The organism is Cucumibacter marinus DSM 18995 (assembly GCF_000429865.1).
Taxonomy (GTDB): Bacteria; Pseudomonadota; Alphaproteobacteria; order Rhizobiales; family Devosiaceae; genus Cucumibacter; species Cucumibacter marinus.
On the sequence record NZ_AUCR01000002.1, the window covers coordinates 495,853 to 513,679 of the forward strand.

Here is a 17,827-nt window from a genome sequence, read left to right on the forward strand (position 1 = left end):
TCAGTCAACCGATTTGACGGGCTGGCGCAGAATGGTGCGGCGTTTTTCCGGCGCGGTGCGATTGGGATCGTTGAGATAGATCTCGTGATGCGGCCCTGCCGGCGCCAGACCGTGCGCCGGCAGGTATTCACCGTGCAGCTTGTGCATGATCGGTCCCTGCTCGGGATAGTCGCCGCGATGCAGAATCTGCACGCAATCCCCTTCCTCCAGTTTCTCGAGCCGCAGGGTTTCGGGCGGCGGACCCAGGCGTGTTTCGGCCTGACTGACAGCCGAGGCCAGCATCTGCTCCGTGATCCAGGGCGGGGCGACGATCATGATCCGCCATTTCCATTTGTCGAGATTGGCGTTGACGAAATCGGCAGGGTCGTCTGCCCAGTAAAGGGCCTCGACCGGTGGCTCGACAAACTCCGCTCCCATACGCTTGCGGGCCTCTACACGAACGGGAAACACCACGGTCGAGAGATATTTGAGCGCCCGGGCGTAGTCGGGGCCTTGCGGGCTCCCCGCACCATCGACCATGAAATAGGTCAGTTCCGGCACGCTCACGCGCGCGAACTGCTCGGCGGGAGGCTGATAAAGCCGTTTCATCGTATCCCGGTCAGCAAGCGGATCCATGGTCATCTCCGTTTTCGGCCCGGCACCTGGCGATCATTTCGGCCATGGCCTGGCTTCCATATAAGCAAGGGTCTCTTCGACCCATTTCAGTTCCGCCCGAAGCTGGCCGAGCGAATAGTCGAACAAGGCATTGACGAAATCGGGCAGGGGTTGCTGGTCATACTGGATCGCAGCGAGGCGTTCGATCTCGGCACCAACGGCCCTGGCCCGGTCGGCGAGGGCGCCAAGGGCCGTGTCACGGTCCAGAACCGGCCAATGGGCCATGCCCAGAAGCACCGATGAGGGGCGGGGGCGGACCTCGCGCAGCGCTTCAACCGTCTGTGTCCTCAGGGTTTCCTCGCCGGTGGCGGTGAGCGTGAAGATCTTGCGCGACTTGGCGCTTTCCGGCGCGCGGGCGGCGATCAGCCCAGCCTTCTCCAGCTTGCCGAGCACGAAATAGATCGAGGAGAAGCCGATCTGGGTCCATTCGCGCATTCCCCGCTGCTCAATGACCTGTTCGAGCTCATAGCCATGCCTTGGCATTTCGGCGATCAAACCGAGCAAAAGCAGTTCGGCATCGGTTGTCTTGTGTTCCATATTCTAGTACTAGAATAACAAGTGATGCTTGGCAAGGGATGGGTGCCAGGGCGCGCGAATGCACAGGGAAACAGACAAGGCAGAAGGGCAGGCGATCGATATGGACAAGGTGGACTTCAAGAAGACGCTCAAGCATCTCTATATGCCCTCGGCGAAGGCATTCGAGATTATCGAAGTGCCGAAGATGCAGTTCCTCAAGGTGGATGGCGCGGGCAGCCCCGGCGGCCCGGCCTATGCGAAGGCGGTCGAGTGGCTCTATTCGGTCAGCTATCCGGTCAAGTTCATGTCGAAGAAGGAGCTGGGGCGCGACTATGGCGTGGCCCCGCTGGAAGGGCTCTGGTGGGCCGAGGACATGGATGCCTATATCACCGGCGACAAGGATCAGTGGGAATGGACCATGATGATCATGCAGCCGGACTGGATCACCCCGGAGATGGTCGAAGCAGGGATCGTGAAGGCCAAGGGGAAACTCGGTGATCCGCCAGCCAGCCTGAGACTGGAGCCCTATGATGAGGGGCTAAGCGTACAGATCATGCATATCGGGCCCTATAGCGAAGAGGGACCGACAATCGCAAAGCTGCATCACGAGTTCCTGCCCGCCAACGGATTGACCGAAACCGGGCATCATCACGAGATCTATATCGGCGATCCCCGGCGCACGGCGCCGGAAAAGCTCAAGACCGTGCTGCGTCAGCCGGTCAGGCGGGTTTAGTGGAGATCAGTCCAGAAAAGCGAAATGCCTGAGCGCCGTGCCCCCGCGGGTGAGGGGGAAGGCATCGGGGGTGGGTACATCGAGACGGCTGGCGACGACGCTTTGGACTGCAACCACACCGGACGGTTTGGCCGGGTGGGGGATGCCCACAATCCTGAGATACATCGGGCCCTTTTCCGAATCGACGTATTGGCCCAGGACTTCGACGGCCGGATAACCCGAGATCTTGGTCGAGCGGACCACTGCGCGGGCCGATTGCTCGGAGCCTTCGACAGCCATGTTGAACGCGTCATTGCCGAGGGACTGGGCGAGGTTTTCCAGCCGGTCGCCTTCCATGGAAAGGCTGAGCGGCACGATCTGCAGATCTTCAATCAGGCCGCGCTGCTCCGTGACGAAGCTGACCTTCACAAAAGCAGTGCCAGGTCTGGGTGCAGGCTCCACAACCGCGTCCACCAGCCGTTCCGTCGGCACGAGGAACGAGAAAGGGGTGGGCACTTCGATATCGTTCTGCTCCGCAAATCGTGAATCGACGCGAACAGTATCGCCCACAATCAGCCCGGTCTCGGGCAGCAGGTTGAAAGTGGGAATCGAATCGCTCGATCCGGACTGGGCGAACGCAGTGAAAGGTGCCGACATGGTCAGGCCAAAAATCAGGACGAAAGACAGGATCTGACGCATCGGGCTTCCCTAGTTTGCGGTGGTGCAAGTGTTGACGCTCGAGGTGGCGGCACTATGGCAAAGCCCCGTGAAAAGTGCCAGCGCAGGCAAATGTTTGTTGGGTATAGTTGAATTCGAAACTCGCGGCATTTCCCGTGGCCGGGGATTGAGATAGGAACACGATACGGTAAGGATAGAGCAATCCGGGTGGCCTGGCCGCCCCGACAGGGAGAGAGTTATGTCATTTCTCAAGAAACTGTTTGGCGGCAAAGGCGATACCGACGGCGTCGAAGTCACCCTCGAGCAGGAAGACTACAAGGGCTACACCATCAAGGCGCTCCTGATGGCAGCAGGGCGCGAATATCAGCTTGCCGGCGTCATCGAGAAGCAGGATGGGGACAATGTCCGCAGCACCCGTTTCATCCGTGCCGACCGGTTGCAGACCAAGGACGATGCGGCTTCTGCAGCGCTGGCCAAGGGGCGTCAGATCATCGATGAGCAGGGCGATTCCGTCTTCGCTTCCACCCAGAACTAGCGGGCGCTCCTAGAACGCCGCCAATACACCGGGCCGGGCCGGGGTCCAGCCCAGCTCATCGCGGCTGCGCGGGGCTTCCATGGTCTGGTCGAAGGTCAGGCATTCGGCCCAATCGCCCAGTTCAGTCATGACGTTCTCAAGCGGTTCGCGCACCGGTGCCGGCGCGCCGAAACGGTTGGCAAGATGCTCGGCGATCTCGCCCGCTGCCACGCCCCGTTCGGCGACACCGTGATAGTCCTGACCGTGGCGACCTGCCTCGAGCACCTTCACATAAAGCGCAGCGAGATCATCGGCGTGCACCAGCGGCCAGCGGGCCTTGCCTGAACCGATCAAGCCCGGTGCGCGCCCGGCGCGAGCCGCGCGCAGGATTCGGCCGATGGCGCCGCCATTGTCGTGCCATACCCCGGCAGGGTGGATGGTGGAGGCGCGCAGATGCGGGGATTCATAGAGCCAGTTGCGGTGCAAGATGGTGTGGCGGAAGGCGGCGGGGGGATCGAAGCGCGAGCCTTCGATGGCGGCGTCGTCACCTGTTTCGCCATAAAGCCAGCAGCCGCCCGTGTAGATCACGGGCAAACGGTCGCCGAGCCGACGGGCATGGCCTGGGGCTGTTTCGATCACGGCGCGCACCAGGGCGGCATCATTGGCGGACATATCCGGCCCGAAGCTGGCGGCGATGTGGATGATGCCGTCGAGATCGCCGAGCTCGCGTATCCACCGTGCCGCGTCGGCCAGGTTGCCATGAACCGGGGTAGCGCCGGCAACGGCCACGGCATCGGCAGCATGAGGTGTCCGTGCCAGGGCGGCGACATGATGGCCCTGCCTGACCAACTCGGCCAGAACGCCGCGGCCAATGGATCCGGTTCCGCCTGTGAGAAGAATAGTCATGTCAGATCCGTGCGTTGGCGATCGTGGCGGGGTTGGGCAGGCGAAGGGCGGTGAGCCCGGCCAGACCGACCACCGCTGCCCCGATGATGAAGATCTGCGGCGCGGTGGCGAGCACCGCCTCAGGAGCGACTACGCGATCGACAGGGGCGCCGTCAAACAGGCCGAGCGAAAGTGCCAGAAAGCCGGCGAATGCGGCGCCCAGGGCGCGGCCTGTGGAATCGACGGGCGGCATCATGCCCGAAACGCGGTCGCGCTCCGTCTCGCTTGCCGACGCAATCATGAACTTGTCGAGGAACAGGGTGTGGGTTCCATATCCATATCCGATCATCGCAATACCGGCGGCCATGACCCAGGGTGAAGGCATCGACAGCGCCAAGGCGCATATGGTCATCCCGACAGTGATGAGAAAGAGCCCCAAGCGCACAATCCGCAGCTGGGTGTCGGTGTTGGCGATCCCGACGACTGTCAGCGACCCGGTGGTCCAACTCAGCGCCAGCAATGTGCCGTAATACCCCGCCTGGGTCGGGCCGAAGCCCCAGACCGACTGGGCGATGGACGGCACCAGCACGCCGGTGGCCATGGTGCCGAGCGGGGTCAAGACCGCGATCAGAAAGCCCAGCCGCACCCAGCTTGCCGGTTTGAACAGGTCGGCGGGCAGGAGCCGCGCCACGGCGCGCCGGTCGAGCCCGGCCATCATGGCCAGCAGGACCACCGCCACGGTGATGTAGAGGGCGATGAGGCCGGGTTCGCGCGACTGGCCGACCATGCACAAGGCAAGTACGGCCGCAGCCAGCGATGCCATGCGCAACAAAGGCGGGCGGAAGCCGGGGGAGCGGGCGGTTGTGCGGTCCTGCGCGGGAATGGCAGTCAATGCCTGAACCAGCATGAGGGCCGCCAGGGGGAGATTGACGAGGAAGGCGGCGCGCCAGCTCACCAGCTCGGTGAGGGTGCCTGCGGCCAGGGGGCCGAAGCCTGCCGCCGCTGCCCAGATGACGCTTTGGGCCGAGAACATGCGGGGCATCAGCCAGCCGGGATAGCTCGCGGCGATCAGCATGTGGGAGACCGAGATGATGAGCCCTTCGCCCACGCCCTGCAGGCCGCGGCCGATCAGCACCGCGGTGAGATCACCGGCCGTGCCGGCGATCACCGAGCCGATCGCGACCAGGCCGATGCCCACAAGCATGGTTTCGCGGGCCCCGATGCGCGCCTTGATGGCGCCGGCCAGGGTGCCGGAGATGATGGCGCTGATCTGGAACAGGGCGAACACCCAATACATGACCTCGCGTCCGCCGAGCTCGGCGACCATGGAGGGGACGATGGTGAGGGTCAGGAACCCGTTGAGTGCATGCGAGCCAATGGCCACGACCAGCGTGGCGGTGAGGGGCAAGCGTCCGTCCCTGGCGAGATCTGCCCATGTGGAGTGGCGGGGTGTGGCGGGGGAAGGGGTTTCCGGCAGGGCGGTATTGGCGGATTGAACGGTCATGGCGGCACACGGAATCGAATTAAAAAAGTTTTTCCTTTCTTTTTTGCTAGTACGTGTTATTTGACAAGTCAATCCTTGTTTTATTAATTGTAGCCATGACCAATCAAACCGACATGACCGAGCATCCCGAAAACACCAGCGAGCGCGGCGGGCATCGCCTGCTGTTCGCGCTCAAATCGCGTGGCGAATTGACCGCGGCAGATCTGGCCAGGCTGATGAAGGTGACGACGGTGGCTATCCGCCAGCAGTTGGACCGGCTGGAGGGGGAGGGTCTGGTTGACTTTGAGGACCGCGCGGAAGGGGTTGGCCGACCGCGCCGCTACTGGCGGCTGACCGAGGCCGGGCATGGGCGCTTTCCCGACCGCCACTCGGACCTGACGCTTGAAGTGCTGACTTCGGTCAAGTCGCTGTTCGGGGAAGACGGGCTCGACAAGGTGATCGCGGCCCGTGAGGCCAGGTCACGCGAGCTCTATGGCGCTGCAGTCGACACGGATTCGCCGCTCGCGGATCGGGTCGCGACGCTGGCGGATTTGCGGCAGCGCGAAGGCTATATGGCCCAGGTTGAGCCGGACGGTGAGGGGGGCTTCTTCCTGCATGAAAACCATTGCCCGATCTGCGCAGCGGCAACGGCCTGCCAGGGGCTGTGCAGGGCGGAATTGACGCTGTTCCAGGCCGTGCTCGGTGCCGATACCGAGATCAGGCGCGAAAGCCATATCGTCTCGGGCGCCCGGCGCTGCACCTACCGGATTCGCGAGCGCCAGCCCGAGACGGCATGACGCCTCATCCTCCACCCCGAACGTGAAGCGCCCCACCCCGGGGACTGGGGCAGGGCGCTCACCGCAACCGGCGGGACGCTAGCTGTGGTGCTCAGGACCGGTGCGGTGTTCTTTGCTGGCAGATCTACTGGACGTTATTCTCACCCGGAGCGGTGGCCGGCTCTTCAACCGGCGCCGTGATTTCGGGCGGCGCCTCGCTGCCATTGGCAGGCGGGGTGGAGATATCGAGGTCGACCGGGGCTTCACCTTCCGCCGGAGCGGGCGTTGTGGCGGGCTGCTCCAGTTGAATGTCCACATTGCTCGGTGGGGGGTTCTGGTTGCCGGGCAGCATGAACAGGCCCAGCAGCACAAGCGCCAAAACGACGACGCCTGCGAAGACCCATACGCCCGGATGTCCGCCGCCGCTGTCTCGCACATAGTGGCGCTCGGAATAGCTCCGGGTGGGGCGCGCGTTATGAAAACCAGTCTCGTCAGTTCTAGCCATGATCCTGTGTCCTTTCCGAACAAATCATGGTCTATGAACGCTAGGGCATTGGCCCCGGTTCCCGGTTAATTGGGGAGATTTCGGGGCAATATGGCGGCCAACCGGCCGCAATGCGAGATGAGGGGTTGTCCGATGAGCATCGAGTTTCTGCTGACATCGCTTGTGGTGATCATTCTGCCGGGAACCGGTGTTGTGCTGACGTTGGCGGCGGCGTTGAGCCGCGGCTTTGCATGGTCTGTGATGACGGCCCTTGCGTGCACGATCGCGATCCTGCCGCATGCGGCAGCGGCGATCCTGGGCCTCGCTGCCCTGCTGCATGCGAGCGCACTGGCGTTTGAGATCGTGAGGTTCGCCGGGGTCGGATATCTGCTTTATCTCGGCTGGCAGACGCTCAAGGAACGCGGTGCGATGACCATCAACCCCGATGCGCCCCGCGCCTCGGCGGTCCGCACCTTCATGGTGGCGATGGGCGCCAATGCGCTCAATCCCAAGCTATCGGTATTCTTTTTGGCGTTCCTGCCGCAGTTCATCTCCCCGCAAAGCACGGCGCCAGCGCTCGACATGGCGGCGCTGGCGGCGGTGTTCATGGGCATGACCTTTGCGGTCTTTGCCGTTTATGGCGCGCTGGCCGCGCTGTTGCGCCAGCGTGTGTTGAGTTCGGCCCGTATCATGGCCTGGCTGCGGCGCAGCTTTGCGGCGGCTTTCGGTCTTTTGGCCGTGCGGCTGGCGCTCGCGGAGCGCTGACCGTCAGCCGGCAAACAGGCCGGAGAGAACGAGCGCGAGCCCGATCACGCCCAGGATCACCGCAAAGACAATGATGCCCTTGCGCGAGCGTCCGGCGATGGTGCGCTCGGTCTCGACCACGCGGCGGGCGCTATTGTCGCCATGTGTCGGCTGTTTGTGCGGCTTGTCGGGATTGGGGTCGGACGCATCCGGCTTGTCCCGGTTTTCGGGGCGGAGCGGCTCGACGCCGGGTTGAATGCGGTTCATGATTCACTCCCGTTCCTTGGTTGGACTACTGGCCATCGGGGGTCAGCGTGTCGGGGACCTCGATGCTGACGTCGACGGAATCCTGGGTGGTGAAGGTGCCGTTGTAAAACAGGTAGCCCACGAAAATGAGGGCGATCACGGCGATGATGGCGACGAACCAGCCGGCACCTCCGCTGCCACCCGAGACGACGACGGTTTCACGATCCTGATCTTCGGCCATTGTGATCTCCTTCATGCGCGGCGATGCCGTGATTGTTCAATGTAATCAACGCATGGCAGGGGATCGGGTTCCGCTTGGAGCCGGCCGCGGAGCGGTGCTAGGCTTGCCGTGTCACACGAGCCCGGGAGGAACCAGCCATGATGGCACAGCGCGAAATCACGGTTGAGACCAATGGTCAGGGGCTCTACGAGATCACCGGTCAGATCAATGAGTTCCTGCTTCGGCGCACGCATGGGCCGCGGCTTTTCGTAGCCTTCGTCAAGCACACGTCCTGCTCGCTGATCATTCAGGAGAATGCCGATCCGGACGTGAAGGCGGATCTGCAGGAATTCTTCTCGCGCATCGCCCCCGAGGGCATGGACTGGCTGCGCCACACGGCGGAAGGACCCGACGACATGCCGGCCCATATCAAGGCGGCGCTGATGCAGCCCAGTGTTTCAATTCCGGTGGCTGAAGGACGGCTTCAACTGGGCACCTGGCAAGGGATCTATCTGTTCGAGCATCGCTCGCAACCTCATAGCCGCACCGTCGTCCTTCACCTCACCCACTAGTAACTCGATCGACGCAAAAAGGCCGGACCCAAAGGCCCGGCCTCGTCTGTTCGGTGTGGCGAAGACCGCCTAGTTGCGCGCGATCGGGGAGATCAGCGGCGTAATCCGGCGGATCGTTACCCGGCGGTTGTAGCGGTTCGCTTCCTGGGTCTGGACCTTGAGATAGCGTTCGCCATAGCCCTGAGTGGCCAGGTTTTCGGCCGGAATATCGAAATATTCCGTCAGAGCGATCGCGACGGAGGCCGCGCGACGGTCCGAGAGCGCCAGGTTGTAAAGGTCCGAGCCGGTGGCGTCGGTGTGCCCTTCGATCAGGAAGGTGTGGCCCGGATAGCGGTCCAGCATGTCGTGCATCGCATTGGCGACACTGGCCAGCTTGGCGATCTGGTCCTGCGAGAGGCTCGCCGAATCGAGACCGAAGGTCAGCGTGTCGATTTCAACGCGGCGGACCTTGTCGCGAATTCGGGCAGAACGCTTCACCTCGTCGACCGAATAGAGGCGCTCGACGCGTTCGACCGGCGGACGTTCCCAAAAGTCCACGAGATCATTGCTGCGCGAATTCGCGGAGACCGAGAAGATGTACTCGCCAACCGGAATATCGAGCTGCAGACGGGGCAGGTCGCGGCCCGGATCACTCCAGTCGAGGAGTTCCTCCTCGCGGTCTTCGGGCAAATAGACCAACACAACCTCGCGGCCGTCGGGCATGATCCGCGAGCGGCGGATCACGTCGCCATTACGGTTGTAGATCGTGACGATCTGCACCCCGTTGGGGCGGGTGATGGTTTCGCGCAGATTGCCGCCACGCAGACGCTCGTAGAAGACATCGTCTTCATCTTCGTCATAGAAGCGGTTTTCGTCCCCGCCACGAATGACGATCTGGTTGTTGATCTGGAAGATGATGCGATTGCCTTCCTGCTCAACAACCTCGGCGTTGTCCGGGCGACGGTCGCGGCGTTCGCGGCGCGCTTCCTCGGCGTTCACGGTCTCGCCTTCCTCGGCGGTGGCGCTTTCCACCTGCTGCGGCACGGCATCGGCCTGGGCATCTTCGTCAGAAGTGGGGGCCGGGGTGTCATCCGCAGGCTGTTCTTCGGCCTGCTGATCTTCTGCGGTTGCCTGCTGGTCGTCGCTTGCGCCAGATTCCGCTTCGGTTTCAGCTTCCTTGGCGCTGTCGAGCACCGGCGCAGCTTCTTCCTCGGGTACGCTCTCGGGCAGCGGCTCCACGTCCGACTGCTCCAGGGCTTCCTCGGAGACCGGCTCTGGCTCTTCCGCTTCTTCGGTGGCGGCCTGTTCCTCGCTCGTGGCCGGTTCTTCAGCCGCTTCGCCACCCTGTTCCTCGGCCGTCATTTCCTCTGGCTGAGGTTCGGTGTTGATGGCGGCCTGAACGCCGGTGCGGCAGGTCTCGATATCGGCGAAACCGGCGTCGGTGCACATCCCGCTCAGATTATCGATGGCATCGCGCAGACGCTGTTCTGCCCCGGCGACGTCGCCACCGGAGGCTCGGGCCATCTCGTAATCGTCACCTGCTCGGCTGACAGCGGCGAAGGCGTCGATCAACCCGGCGGGCAAACCGGCAGCCTCAAGTCGCGCCGCGGCATCGTCGGTGAGATCGAGTGCGGTTTCGGGGATGTCGATGGCAGGCGCCATCTCTTCCATCGCCGGTTCTTCAGCCATCGGTTCTTCGGTGGCCGGTTCTTCTGTCGCCTGCTCCTCTGCCGCGGGTTCCTCGGCCGCCTGCTCCTGCTGAGCCGGCTCTTCTTCCATTGCGGGTTCTTCAGCCGGGGCGGTTTCTTCTTCCATTACCGGCTCTTCTTCCATCACCGGTTCTTGGGCAGGTTCTTCGCTGGCCTGCTGTTCTTCGGGTGCAGGTTCTTCGGCCGCAGGTTCTTCCGCAGCGGGTTCTTCGGCAGCGGGTTCTTCGGCAGGGGCCGCTTCTTCCTGAGCTGGCTCCTCCTCCATCATCGGTTCTTCGACCGGCGCGGCTTCCTCCACTACGGGCGGCGGGGCAAGTTCTGCGGCGAGCGCCGCATCGATTGCTGCCGAGCAGCTTTCAGCGTCATCAAAGCCGGCGGACTGGCACTGGGCTGCAAAATTGGCCTCGGCATCAGCAAGAGCCGCTTGCGCAGCTTCTACGTCGCCGCCTTCGTTTTCGGCTGTGGTCAGCGCCGCCTCTGCGGCGGCAACGGCCTTGCGGGCGTCCAGAAGGCCGACGGGAAGGCCGGCCTGTTCGAGCTTGGCTGCGGTGTCGCCGCCGGACTGGGCCAGCGGCGCCGAGACGGAGAGCGCGGCCGTCAGGGCCAGGGCTGTGCCCGTCATCAGAATGGATTTCAATCGCATCGGTATTCCTTTCCTCGCTGCGCCGGAACGCCCCCCGCGCATGCATTGGCCGCGACCACAACTTCCGGACCGGCAGCATTGTCGGCTCGCAAGCTGGATCGCGATTGCAGCAAATTAACGACCGGCAAGGCAAAAGGTTCCCTATTTGTGGGAAAGCGGGGCCGGCCCTATAGTGAAACAAAGCGGTGAGCCGCGATTCCCGTCGGAGGGAAGATGGGCTTTGTTCATGCTGGACTGGTTCTGGGTGCCATGCTGGCACTCGCCACGGTTTCGGGCTGCGAAAGGCCGCCGCCCGATCCGCCGATCGCTCGTGATGTCCGCAATAATGACGTCGAGGCGGTGCGCGCCTATCTGGCTGAAGGGGGCGATCCCAACGCAGAGGATGGCGACGGAGATTCGCTGCTCTACATCTCGGCCGGGCCGCGCGGCGGCGCTGCGGTGATGGCGCTTCTGCTTGAAGCGGGCGCCGACCCGGAAAAAGGCTCGGGCGAGCGGCGTTCGGCGTTGCAGAACGCGGCAGGCTGGTGCACGCCGCGCCAGGTGCAGATGCTTGTCGATGCAGGGGCCGATCCGCTCAAGAAGGGATGGAACGGCAAGACCCCGCTCGATGAGGTTTGCGCCGCGCCCGAAGATCGCCGACAAGAGGTGATCGAGATTCTCGAAAGAGCAATCCTCTCACGTCGTTAAATCCTTGCTGCAGCGGTAAATCATGGACATCGTTCTGGGGTATCTCCCCTTCATCGCCACGCTTGCTGTCGCCGGTGTGGCCGCAGGGATCGTCGCCGGCCTGCTGGGCATTGGTGGCGGCACCGTCATGGTGCCCGCCATGGCGCTGGTGCTGGGCATTCTGGGCTATGACCCTGCGGTGGTGATGCATGTGGCGGTGGGGACTTCGCTTGCCGTGATCATCCCCACCGGGCTGCGCAGCGCGCAGGCGCATGCCAGGCGTGATTCTGTCGACTTCACAACGCTGTGGCTCTGGGCGCCGGTGATCGCGGTCGCCTCGCTGGTCGGCGGTCTGATGGCAGGGCTCTATACCGGCGATGTCCTGCGCCTGGTGTTCGGGGTCGTGGTGCTGCTGATCGCGCTCAACTCGGTGTTTCCGGTGATCGAGAGACTGACCAGGGGCGTCGCGGGAAAACCCGTGGCGCATCGCATCGCTGCGGCAATCGTCGGCTATATCTCGGCGCTGATGGGGATTGGTGGCGGTGCGCTGAGCGTCCCGACGCTGACGAGTTTCGGGCTCACCATGCACCGGGCCGTGGGCACGGCCTCGGCCATCGGGGTGGTGCTGGCCGTTCCCGCGGCGCTTGGTTTCGTCGTTTCGGGCTGGAGCGTCGCCGGTCGGCCGCCCTTTTCTTTTGGCTATATCAATCTGCCCGGGCTGGTCGTGCTCGGGGTCATGGCGGCTTTGTTCGCACCGGTCGGTGCCGCAATTGCTCACAAACTGCCGGCGCGTACGCTCAAGATCGCCTTTGCGGTCTATCTGCTGATCGTCGGGGTCAGAATGCTCTGGCAGGTGGTTTCGGGCTGAGGAAAGGGCGGGTCGTGTGACCCGCCCGATGCAAAGTGTCTACTGTTCGAGCGCCCACTGGATGGTCACCGAGACATTATAGGCCAGTTCGCCGGCTTCGACCGGCACCGCGGCCGCTTCCGCCATGGCGTAGCGGCGCATGTCGGCCACGGGCTGGGGCGCACCGCCGCCACCCTGTTCGGTGATCATGCGGATTTCGCCCAGCTCAACACCGGCGGCGGTCGCATAAAGCCTCGCCTTGGCAATGGCGTCCTCGACCGCGGATTTGCGCGCATCATCGAGCAGGGCCGCCGGGTCGGAAACCGAGAAAGCGACATTCGAGATGGTATTCGCGCCAACGGTCACGGCCCGATCGAGCACGCCGCCGAGGCTGTCGAGGTCGCGCACGCGGACCGTCACATTGTTGGAGACGCGATAGCCATTGATCTTGGGCGGCAGCTGGTAGCCGTTCTCGTCGCGCTTGTCGGTGTAGACATAGTTGGGCTGCACCGAAAAGCCCGATGTCTGGATGTCGCGCGATTCGATGCCGGCGCCCTTGAGCACATCGATCAGTTCGGCCATGGCAGCGTTGTTGGCATCAAGCGCCTCTCGGGCGGTTTCGCCATCGGCCACAACACCCGAGGTGATGGTCGCCATGTCGGGGGTGGCAAGCGCCTCGCCCTGGCCGGTGATGGTGATAAGGCCGGCGTCTTGGGTGTCCTGCGCCATCGCGGGTGTGGCAAAAGCCAGCGCGAGCGCGGCGGCGAGCGGGAGGAGGGAGGAAGTCCGCATCAGTCTGTCTCCAGTTTGGGTATTGTTCATGTCTGCGAACCGTTTGCGACGGATTTGCGGCATGGTTCGATAGCTAGGACGACTGCGCCCGGGAAATCCTTGGCGATTTTTCAGAGTTTTTTGCGGATTTCCCCCGGCATATTCCTTGGTAGAAATTTAGGAGAAATGCGATACAACCGCGTCGACGCCGCTTGCCACGGCAAACGGGCCCGTAGCTCAATTGGTTAGAGCTGACCGCTCATAACGGTTAGGTTCCAGGTTCGAGTCCTGGCGGGCCCACCATTTTTCTTTCGACATCACTTCCTCCGCCGTTTCCCCCGCTCGACCTCCGTGGCGAGGGCCTCCAGGCGGTGGGTCCAGAAGCCGCGGAAGTGGCCGAGCCAGGCGTCGACTTCGGCCATCGGGGTGGCGTCGAGGGTGTAGATGCGGCGGGCGCCTTCGGGGCGCACAGTGGCGAAGCCGCTGTCTCGCAGGACCTTGAGGTGCTGGGAGACCGCGGCCTGGGTGATGCCGAATTCCTTCGCGATCACCGCGACCACGTCGCCCGAGGCGCGTTCGTTCTCGGCCAGCAGTTCAAGGATCCGCCGGCGCACGGGGTCGCCCAGCACATCGAAGGCGTGCATGGGGTCAGCCCTGTTCGCCGGTATAGAATTTTCGGCAGGCTTCGGCGGCTTCCCTCGCCTTTTGTGGGTCTTCGCCGTCCGCGATCGCGGCTTCTGCCCATGCTGCGCTGGCAGCGGCAATGAAATCCTTGCCTTGTTCGGTGAGTGGCCAGGCCTGAGCATCTTCAGGATCGACCGGTGCGCCTGTCTGAAGGTGCAGCATGAGCCCAAGCGCAATCAGCAGGTCCCAGCCGATGCCCGCAGCGCCGGGACCAAACTGATCCCAATGCGGGCCGACCGGTGAGATATGCTCAAGCTCCAACTGTGTGCCATCCCCGTCGGGGGTGAGGGTGACGTGGACCCAGCTCACCGCTCCGCCATACTCCCAGGTCACGGAGAGCGCCTGTTCGGGTACGCATTTGAGGATCTTGCCGCCCGCATTGCCCTCGAGCTGGAAGCTGCCGCCCTCAAAAAATTCGCCCCTGATCGGCAGGAACCAGCGCGGTATGCGGTCGGGATTGGTTATCGCGTTCCAGAGGTCTGCCGGCGTGGTGGGGTAGCGGCGGGTGGCGATCACCGCCTTGGCGGGCTTGCCCTCATGTTCGAGGCTTTGAACACTGCGGGTGACCGCGCCGATGGCGGTGGCGACATCGATTTGCATGATTTTCTCCGTTTGCAGCGGGGAATTCCCGGTTCTGTTCCACGAATATCAGTGCTCACTTATATAAGTCAATGCTTGTATGGCTGCCGAGCTCGACGAAGTACTTAACAGATTTAGTAAACGGATAAGGATTTGTAAGCGATGAATCTTCTTATCCCGGTATTGCGCTGGTGAAGCGAGTTGTCTTTACGACTCTTCAAAGTCTAGCGAGTCTAATGGCCAGCGTTTTTCTGCCAGGGGATGGGCACGATGAATGCAATACGCCGGATCGACATCGCACTAAGCCGGATGGTGCCGGCCCATCACGCCTTGCGTCAGCATGAGCGCCGGCGGATCAAGAATTTCCTGATCAGCAGCTTCGTGGCGCCGTTGTGTGCGCTGCCCACCATCATCGCGCTCGCCATGCTGGATCCCGATCCGGTGAGCCATCTCGGCATACTCGGTCTCGCGGTCATGCTCTACTGGCCACTCGCGGCGGTGTTTCTCAAATGGCCGCAGACCTATGTGCCGATGGTCGTGAGCGCGTTGGCCACCTTCACCTTCACCGTGTTCTGGACCGCCTATCACTATGGAGGGCTGACTTCGCCGCTTCTGGTGTGGACGGTTGTCATCCCCGTCATGACCTTCTTTCTGCTGGGCGACAGGCCGCGGGTGCGCTGGCTGGTGGCGCTGCAATTCGCGGGTGGCTTCGGCGTGATGGGCGCATGCGGGTTGGCATTCGGCTATCCTGAGAGCGTGCCCACGGAAGCGCTGGTGTGGCCGGGGCTGATGTCGATCGTAGCGGCGGCCGGCTATGCGGCGGTAACCTCTGCCTTCGATGCGGCAATCGTCGAATCGCAATCGACATTGTTGAAGGAGATCGATCGCAGCCAGGACGCGATGGCGGCGCTGACCGCGGCCAAGGAGATTGCCGAGCGCGCCAATGGTGCCAAATCCGAATTCCTCGCCAAGATGAGCCATGAACTGCGTACGCCGCTCAATGCGGTGATCGGCTATTCGGAAATCCTGCTCGAAGACGCGGAGCTCGACGGCAATACCGAGCAGATCCCTGACCTTCAAAAGATCAGCGCCGCCGGCAAGCACCTGCTGGCGATGGTCAATGACATCCTCGATATCTCCAAGATCGAGGCCGGGAAAATGCAGCTCAATATCGAGGAAATTTCGCTCGGCGGATTGCTCGACGAAGTCGAAGCCACCGGCCGCCCGCTCGCAGACAAGCACAAGAACAAGCTGGTCATCGAACGCGGCGCCAATCTGGGCGAGATGTATTCGGACCCGACAAAGCTGCGCCAGGCGATTTTCAACCTTGTCAGCAACGCCGCCAAATTCACTCACGAGGGCACGATCAGCGTCACCATGCGCCGCAATGCCTATGAGGACGGTGAGCGGGTGAGCATCACGGTCTCCGACACCGGGATCGGGATCGACAAGGAAGACCAGAAAAACCTGTTCAACAATTTCACCCAGGCCAACAATTCGATCTCTGCCAAATATGGCGGGACCGGGCTTGGCCTTTCGCTCAGCCGCCGGCTTTGCCAGCTCATGGGCGGTGACCTGACGTTCAAGAGCGCCAAGGGCAAGGGCTCGACCTTCACCATCGATATTCCTGCCCATTGTCCCGGCTATTCGGCGGGCGAAGCGGGTCTCGATGCAGCCATGGAGGCCGCGGATCCGGGGCGCCGGGCGCCGGCCGTGGTTTCGGCAATCACCGATCGGGGCGAGGCGCCGCGTGTTCTGATCGTCGACGATGACCCGGCATTCCTCGATCTCGCGGAACGGCTGCTGGTCAAGGAAGGGCTGCGTCCGATCATGACCGACAGCCCGCAAAGCTGCGTGCAGGTAGCGCGCGCCACGCGGCCATCGGTGATTTTCCTCGATGTGCTGATGCCCGGATACAATGGCTGGGACGTGCTCTCGATGATCAAGGCAGATGATCAGCTCGCCGACACGCCGGTGGTGATGCTGTCGGTCGCCGAAGAACGGCTCAAGGCGATCGAGAACGGGGCCGACGGATGTCTCGTCAAGCCGCTCGACGCCGAGAAGATTCACACCCAGTTCGCGCGTCTCGGCATTCATGTGCCGCAAGACGAAGAGATCGAGATCGAGACAGCTGTTGTAGTCAATGGTTGAACCTGGGCTGACCCGAAGGGAGGGAACGAAATGACACGAATCCTGATGGTCGAGGACAATGAGATCAACCGCGACGTCCTTGGTCGCCGGCTGGTGCGCCGCGGCTACGAGGTCGAGTATGCCGTCGATGGGCCAAGCGGCGTCGCGGCCGCCGCATCGGTGAGACCTGACCTTATTCTCATGGATATCGGGCTCGGGGAAATGTGCGGCTGTGAGGCGACGCGCCGGATCAAGGCAAACGGGGAGACGGCCCACATCCCGGTGATCGCCTTGACAGCCAGCGCTTTTGAAACCGACCGGCAGAATGCCCTCAATGCCGGCTGTATCGATTTCGATACCAAGCCTGTCGATCTGCCACGGCTGCTCGAAAAGATCGAGAAGGCGCTGGCGGCGCGCAACGCTGCCTGAGATCCTTGCCTGAAACAGGTGTTTGAAAGGCGGGCCGGCACTGGCCCGCTTTTTCGTGTTTGTGGAGAGACGCGTCTGGCCCGGAGGGCCGCGGCAGACTAGGACGCCCGGCGCGCCAGGGCGGCTTCGGGGTCTTCTGCCTGGGCCTTCAGCATCGAGCGCAGGGTGCCGAAATCGAGCGGTTTCTGCTGTAGCCAGGGCACCGAGAGACCCAGCGATTCCGCGGTGCGCTTTGCGTCGCGCAGAACAGCTTCATCCTGACCGCTCACGATCAGGATGCGACCCTTGAAATCGCATTCGGCCAGAAGGCCGAACAGTTCGATCGCATCGATATTGGGCATGCACATGTCGAGCGCGATGATGTCGGGCTGCAAAGCCTTGGTCAAAGAGATCACGCCGCGCGAATCCGAGGTTGCGAACGCCTCGAAGCCGCACCGTTCAGCAACACGGACGATCAGCTCGGCCGAGGCCGCATCATCGTCGACCGCGAGGAGCCTGAGTGGCTGGGCGGTATTGGCAGGCATACACTCACCGTTTCCTTTTCTGGAACCCGGTCCATGATTGGATCCAGGTCCTTTTGCGGTGCCAAGTCCAAAAGCGGTATAGAGGAGTTTGCTTTCCAAACCGTTATTATCCGGACAGTTGGTCGCAGCCGTCAAGACACGCGAAATACGTGCAAATACCGCGAGCTAGATACAATAGTTCATGTGCTCACATGATATGGCCGTCGCCTGTATCCTCCGGTCAGCCCCGTTTAGAGGCAGGCAACGGGCAGGGCTGCCGGCTGCCGCTTTCACATTTCCGAAAGCCCGGTAACACCTTGCTAACCCTTCTGAAAATCTTTGTTGTTTCTAGTGCTTAAGAGGGGGAGCCAAACCGCTCCCATTACGCAAATTTAAGCGTTGG

The 17,827-nt window shown here is 62.7% G+C and carries 22 protein-coding genes and 1 tRNA gene; 10 read left to right on the forward strand and 13 right to left on the reverse strand.

Going from position 1 to position 17,827, the window contains the following annotated elements; genetic code table 11:
• Both G489_RS0105640 and G489_RS0105645 read right to left on the reverse strand, forming a co-directional pair.
• The gene (locus G489_RS0105640) at positions 1-615 is read right to left on the reverse strand and encodes a GyrI-like domain-containing protein (RefSeq protein ID WP_029040719.1); all 615 of its coding nucleotides are present in this window, start codon (positions 613-615) and stop codon (positions 1-3) included.
• 33 nt (positions 616-648) lie between these two features.
• Positions 649-1,191, reverse strand: a complete 543-nt coding sequence (locus G489_RS0105645) for a PadR family transcriptional regulator (RefSeq protein ID WP_029040720.1) — start codon at positions 1,189-1,191, stop codon at positions 649-651.
• Between the two features lie 58 nt (positions 1,192-1,249).
• Here G489_RS0105645 and G489_RS0105650 point away from each other — a divergent pair, with 58 nt between their 5' ends.
• The gene (locus G489_RS0105650; RefSeq protein WP_245578817.1) at positions 1,250-1,903 is read left to right on the forward strand and encodes a GyrI-like domain-containing protein; all 654 of its coding nucleotides are present in this window, start codon (positions 1,250-1,252) and stop codon (positions 1,901-1,903) included.
• Positions 1,904-1,909: 6 nt separating this feature from the next.
• On the opposite strand, the gene G489_RS0105655 is transcribed toward G489_RS0105650, so the two are convergent.
• Positions 1,910-2,581 carry a hypothetical protein gene (locus G489_RS0105655; RefSeq protein WP_029040722.1) on the reverse strand — a complete coding sequence of 224 codons (672 nt, stop codon included), beginning with the start codon at positions 2,579-2,581 and terminating at the stop codon, positions 1,910-1,912.
• A 217-nt stretch (positions 2,582-2,798) separates the two neighbouring features.
• On the opposite strand from G489_RS0105655, the gene G489_RS0105660 reads away from it, so the two are divergent.
• Positions 2,799-3,095: an HlyU family transcriptional regulator gene (locus G489_RS0105660; RefSeq protein ID WP_029040723.1), complete on the forward strand. Its 297-nt coding sequence runs from the start codon at positions 2,799-2,801 to the stop codon at positions 3,093-3,095.
• Positions 3,096-3,104: 9 nt separating this feature from the next.
• Here the strand turns inward: G489_RS0105660 and G489_RS19240 are convergent, their stop codons facing one another.
• On the reverse strand, positions 3,105-3,980 hold the full coding sequence (locus G489_RS19240) for an NAD-dependent epimerase/dehydratase family protein (RefSeq protein ID WP_051332340.1): 876 nt from the start codon (positions 3,978-3,980) through the stop codon (positions 3,105-3,107).
• 1 nt (position 3,981) lies between these two features.
• The gene (locus tag G489_RS19245; RefSeq protein ID WP_029040724.1) at positions 3,982-5,463 is read right to left on the reverse strand and encodes an MFS transporter; all 1,482 of its coding nucleotides are present in this window, start codon (positions 5,461-5,463) and stop codon (positions 3,982-3,984) included.
• A 95-nt stretch (positions 5,464-5,558) separates the two neighbouring features.
• Here G489_RS19245 and G489_RS0105675 point away from each other — a divergent pair, with 95 nt between their 5' ends.
• The gene (locus G489_RS0105675) at positions 5,559-6,239 is read left to right on the forward strand and encodes a helix-turn-helix transcriptional regulator (RefSeq protein WP_245578818.1); all 681 of its coding nucleotides are present in this window, start codon (positions 5,559-5,561) and stop codon (positions 6,237-6,239) included.
• A 124-nt stretch (positions 6,240-6,363) separates the two neighbouring features.
• Here G489_RS0105675 and G489_RS0105680 read toward each other — a convergent pair whose 3' ends face one another.
• A complete protein-coding gene (locus tag G489_RS0105680) occupies positions 6,364-6,723 on the reverse strand; it encodes a hypothetical protein (RefSeq protein ID WP_029040726.1) in 360 nt (119 codons plus the stop codon).
• A gap of 132 nt (positions 6,724-6,855) precedes the next feature.
• On the opposite strand from G489_RS0105680, the gene G489_RS0105685 reads away from it, so the two are divergent.
• Positions 6,856-7,467 carry a LysE family translocator gene (locus tag G489_RS0105685; RefSeq protein WP_029040727.1) on the forward strand — a complete coding sequence of 204 codons (612 nt, stop codon included), beginning with the start codon at positions 6,856-6,858 and terminating at the stop codon, positions 7,465-7,467.
• A 3-nt stretch (positions 7,468-7,470) separates the two neighbouring features.
• Here the strand turns inward: G489_RS0105685 and G489_RS0105690 are convergent, their stop codons facing one another.
• Together G489_RS0105690 and G489_RS0105695 are read right to left on the reverse strand one after the other, a co-directional pair.
• Positions 7,471-7,713, reverse strand: coding sequence for a hypothetical protein (locus G489_RS0105690; RefSeq protein WP_029040728.1), 243 nt, complete (start codon positions 7,711-7,713; stop codon positions 7,471-7,473).
• A gap of 25 nt (positions 7,714-7,738) precedes the next feature.
• Positions 7,739-7,933 (reverse strand): hypothetical protein, encoded by a 195-nt coding sequence (locus G489_RS0105695; protein ID WP_035871534.1) that lies wholly within the window; start codon positions 7,931-7,933, stop codon positions 7,739-7,741.
• 140 nt (positions 7,934-8,073) lie between these two features.
• On the opposite strand from G489_RS0105695, the gene G489_RS0105700 reads away from it, so the two are divergent.
• Entirely contained in the window at positions 8,074-8,484 is a 411-nt protein-coding gene (locus tag G489_RS0105700) for a secondary thiamine-phosphate synthase enzyme YjbQ (protein WP_029040730.1), read from the forward strand.
• A gap of 69 nt (positions 8,485-8,553) precedes the next feature.
• Here G489_RS0105700 and G489_RS0105705 read toward each other — a convergent pair whose 3' ends face one another.
• The gene (locus tag G489_RS0105705) at positions 8,554-10,815 is read right to left on the reverse strand and encodes an OmpA family protein (RefSeq protein WP_051332341.1); all 2,262 of its coding nucleotides are present in this window, start codon (positions 10,813-10,815) and stop codon (positions 8,554-8,556) included.
• A 213-nt stretch (positions 10,816-11,028) separates the two neighbouring features.
• Here G489_RS0105705 and G489_RS21650 point away from each other — a divergent pair, with 213 nt between their 5' ends.
• On the forward strand, positions 11,029-11,502 hold the full coding sequence (locus G489_RS21650) for an ankyrin repeat domain-containing protein (protein ID WP_051332342.1): 474 nt from the start codon (positions 11,029-11,031) through the stop codon (positions 11,500-11,502).
• A gap of 22 nt (positions 11,503-11,524) precedes the next feature.
• Positions 11,525-12,349 (forward strand): sulfite exporter TauE/SafE family protein, encoded by an 825-nt coding sequence (locus G489_RS0105715; protein ID WP_035871535.1) that lies wholly within the window; start codon positions 11,525-11,527, stop codon positions 12,347-12,349.
• Positions 12,350-12,388: 39 nt separating this feature from the next.
• On the opposite strand, the gene G489_RS0105720 is transcribed toward G489_RS0105715, so the two are convergent.
• Complete coding sequence (locus G489_RS0105720) at positions 12,389-13,120, reverse strand: SIMPL domain-containing protein (RefSeq protein WP_051332343.1); 732 nt, start codon at positions 13,118-13,120, stop codon at positions 12,389-12,391.
• 205 nt (positions 13,121-13,325) lie between these two features.
• Here G489_RS0105720 and G489_RS0105725 point away from each other — a divergent pair.
• Positions 13,326-13,402: transfer RNA gene (locus tag G489_RS0105725), tRNA-Ile, on the forward strand.
• A gap of 14 nt (positions 13,403-13,416) precedes the next feature.
• Here the strand turns inward: G489_RS0105725 and G489_RS0105730 are convergent.
• On the reverse strand, positions 13,417-13,743 hold the full coding sequence (locus G489_RS0105730) for an ArsR/SmtB family transcription factor (protein ID WP_029040734.1): 327 nt from the start codon (positions 13,741-13,743) through the stop codon (positions 13,417-13,419).
• 4 nt (positions 13,744-13,747) lie between these two features.
• Complete coding sequence (locus tag G489_RS0105735) at positions 13,748-14,383, reverse strand: SRPBCC family protein (protein WP_029040735.1); 636 nt, start codon at positions 14,381-14,383, stop codon at positions 13,748-13,750.
• Positions 14,384-14,632: 249 nt separating this feature from the next.
• On the opposite strand from G489_RS0105735, the gene G489_RS21655 reads away from it, so the two are divergent.
• Complete coding sequence (locus tag G489_RS21655; protein WP_051332344.1) at positions 14,633-16,513, forward strand: ATP-binding response regulator; 1,881 nt, start codon at positions 14,633-14,635, stop codon at positions 16,511-16,513.
• A 30-nt stretch (positions 16,514-16,543) separates the two neighbouring features.
• Entirely contained in the window at positions 16,544-16,921 is a 378-nt protein-coding gene (locus tag G489_RS0105745; RefSeq protein ID WP_029040773.1) for a response regulator, read from the forward strand.
• Positions 16,922-17,019: 98 nt separating this feature from the next.
• On the opposite strand, the gene G489_RS0105750 is transcribed toward G489_RS0105745, so the two are convergent.
• A complete protein-coding gene (locus tag G489_RS0105750) occupies positions 17,020-17,445 on the reverse strand; it encodes a response regulator (protein WP_029040736.1) in 426 nt (141 codons plus the stop codon).
• Between the last annotated feature and the right edge of the window lie 382 nt (positions 17,446-17,827).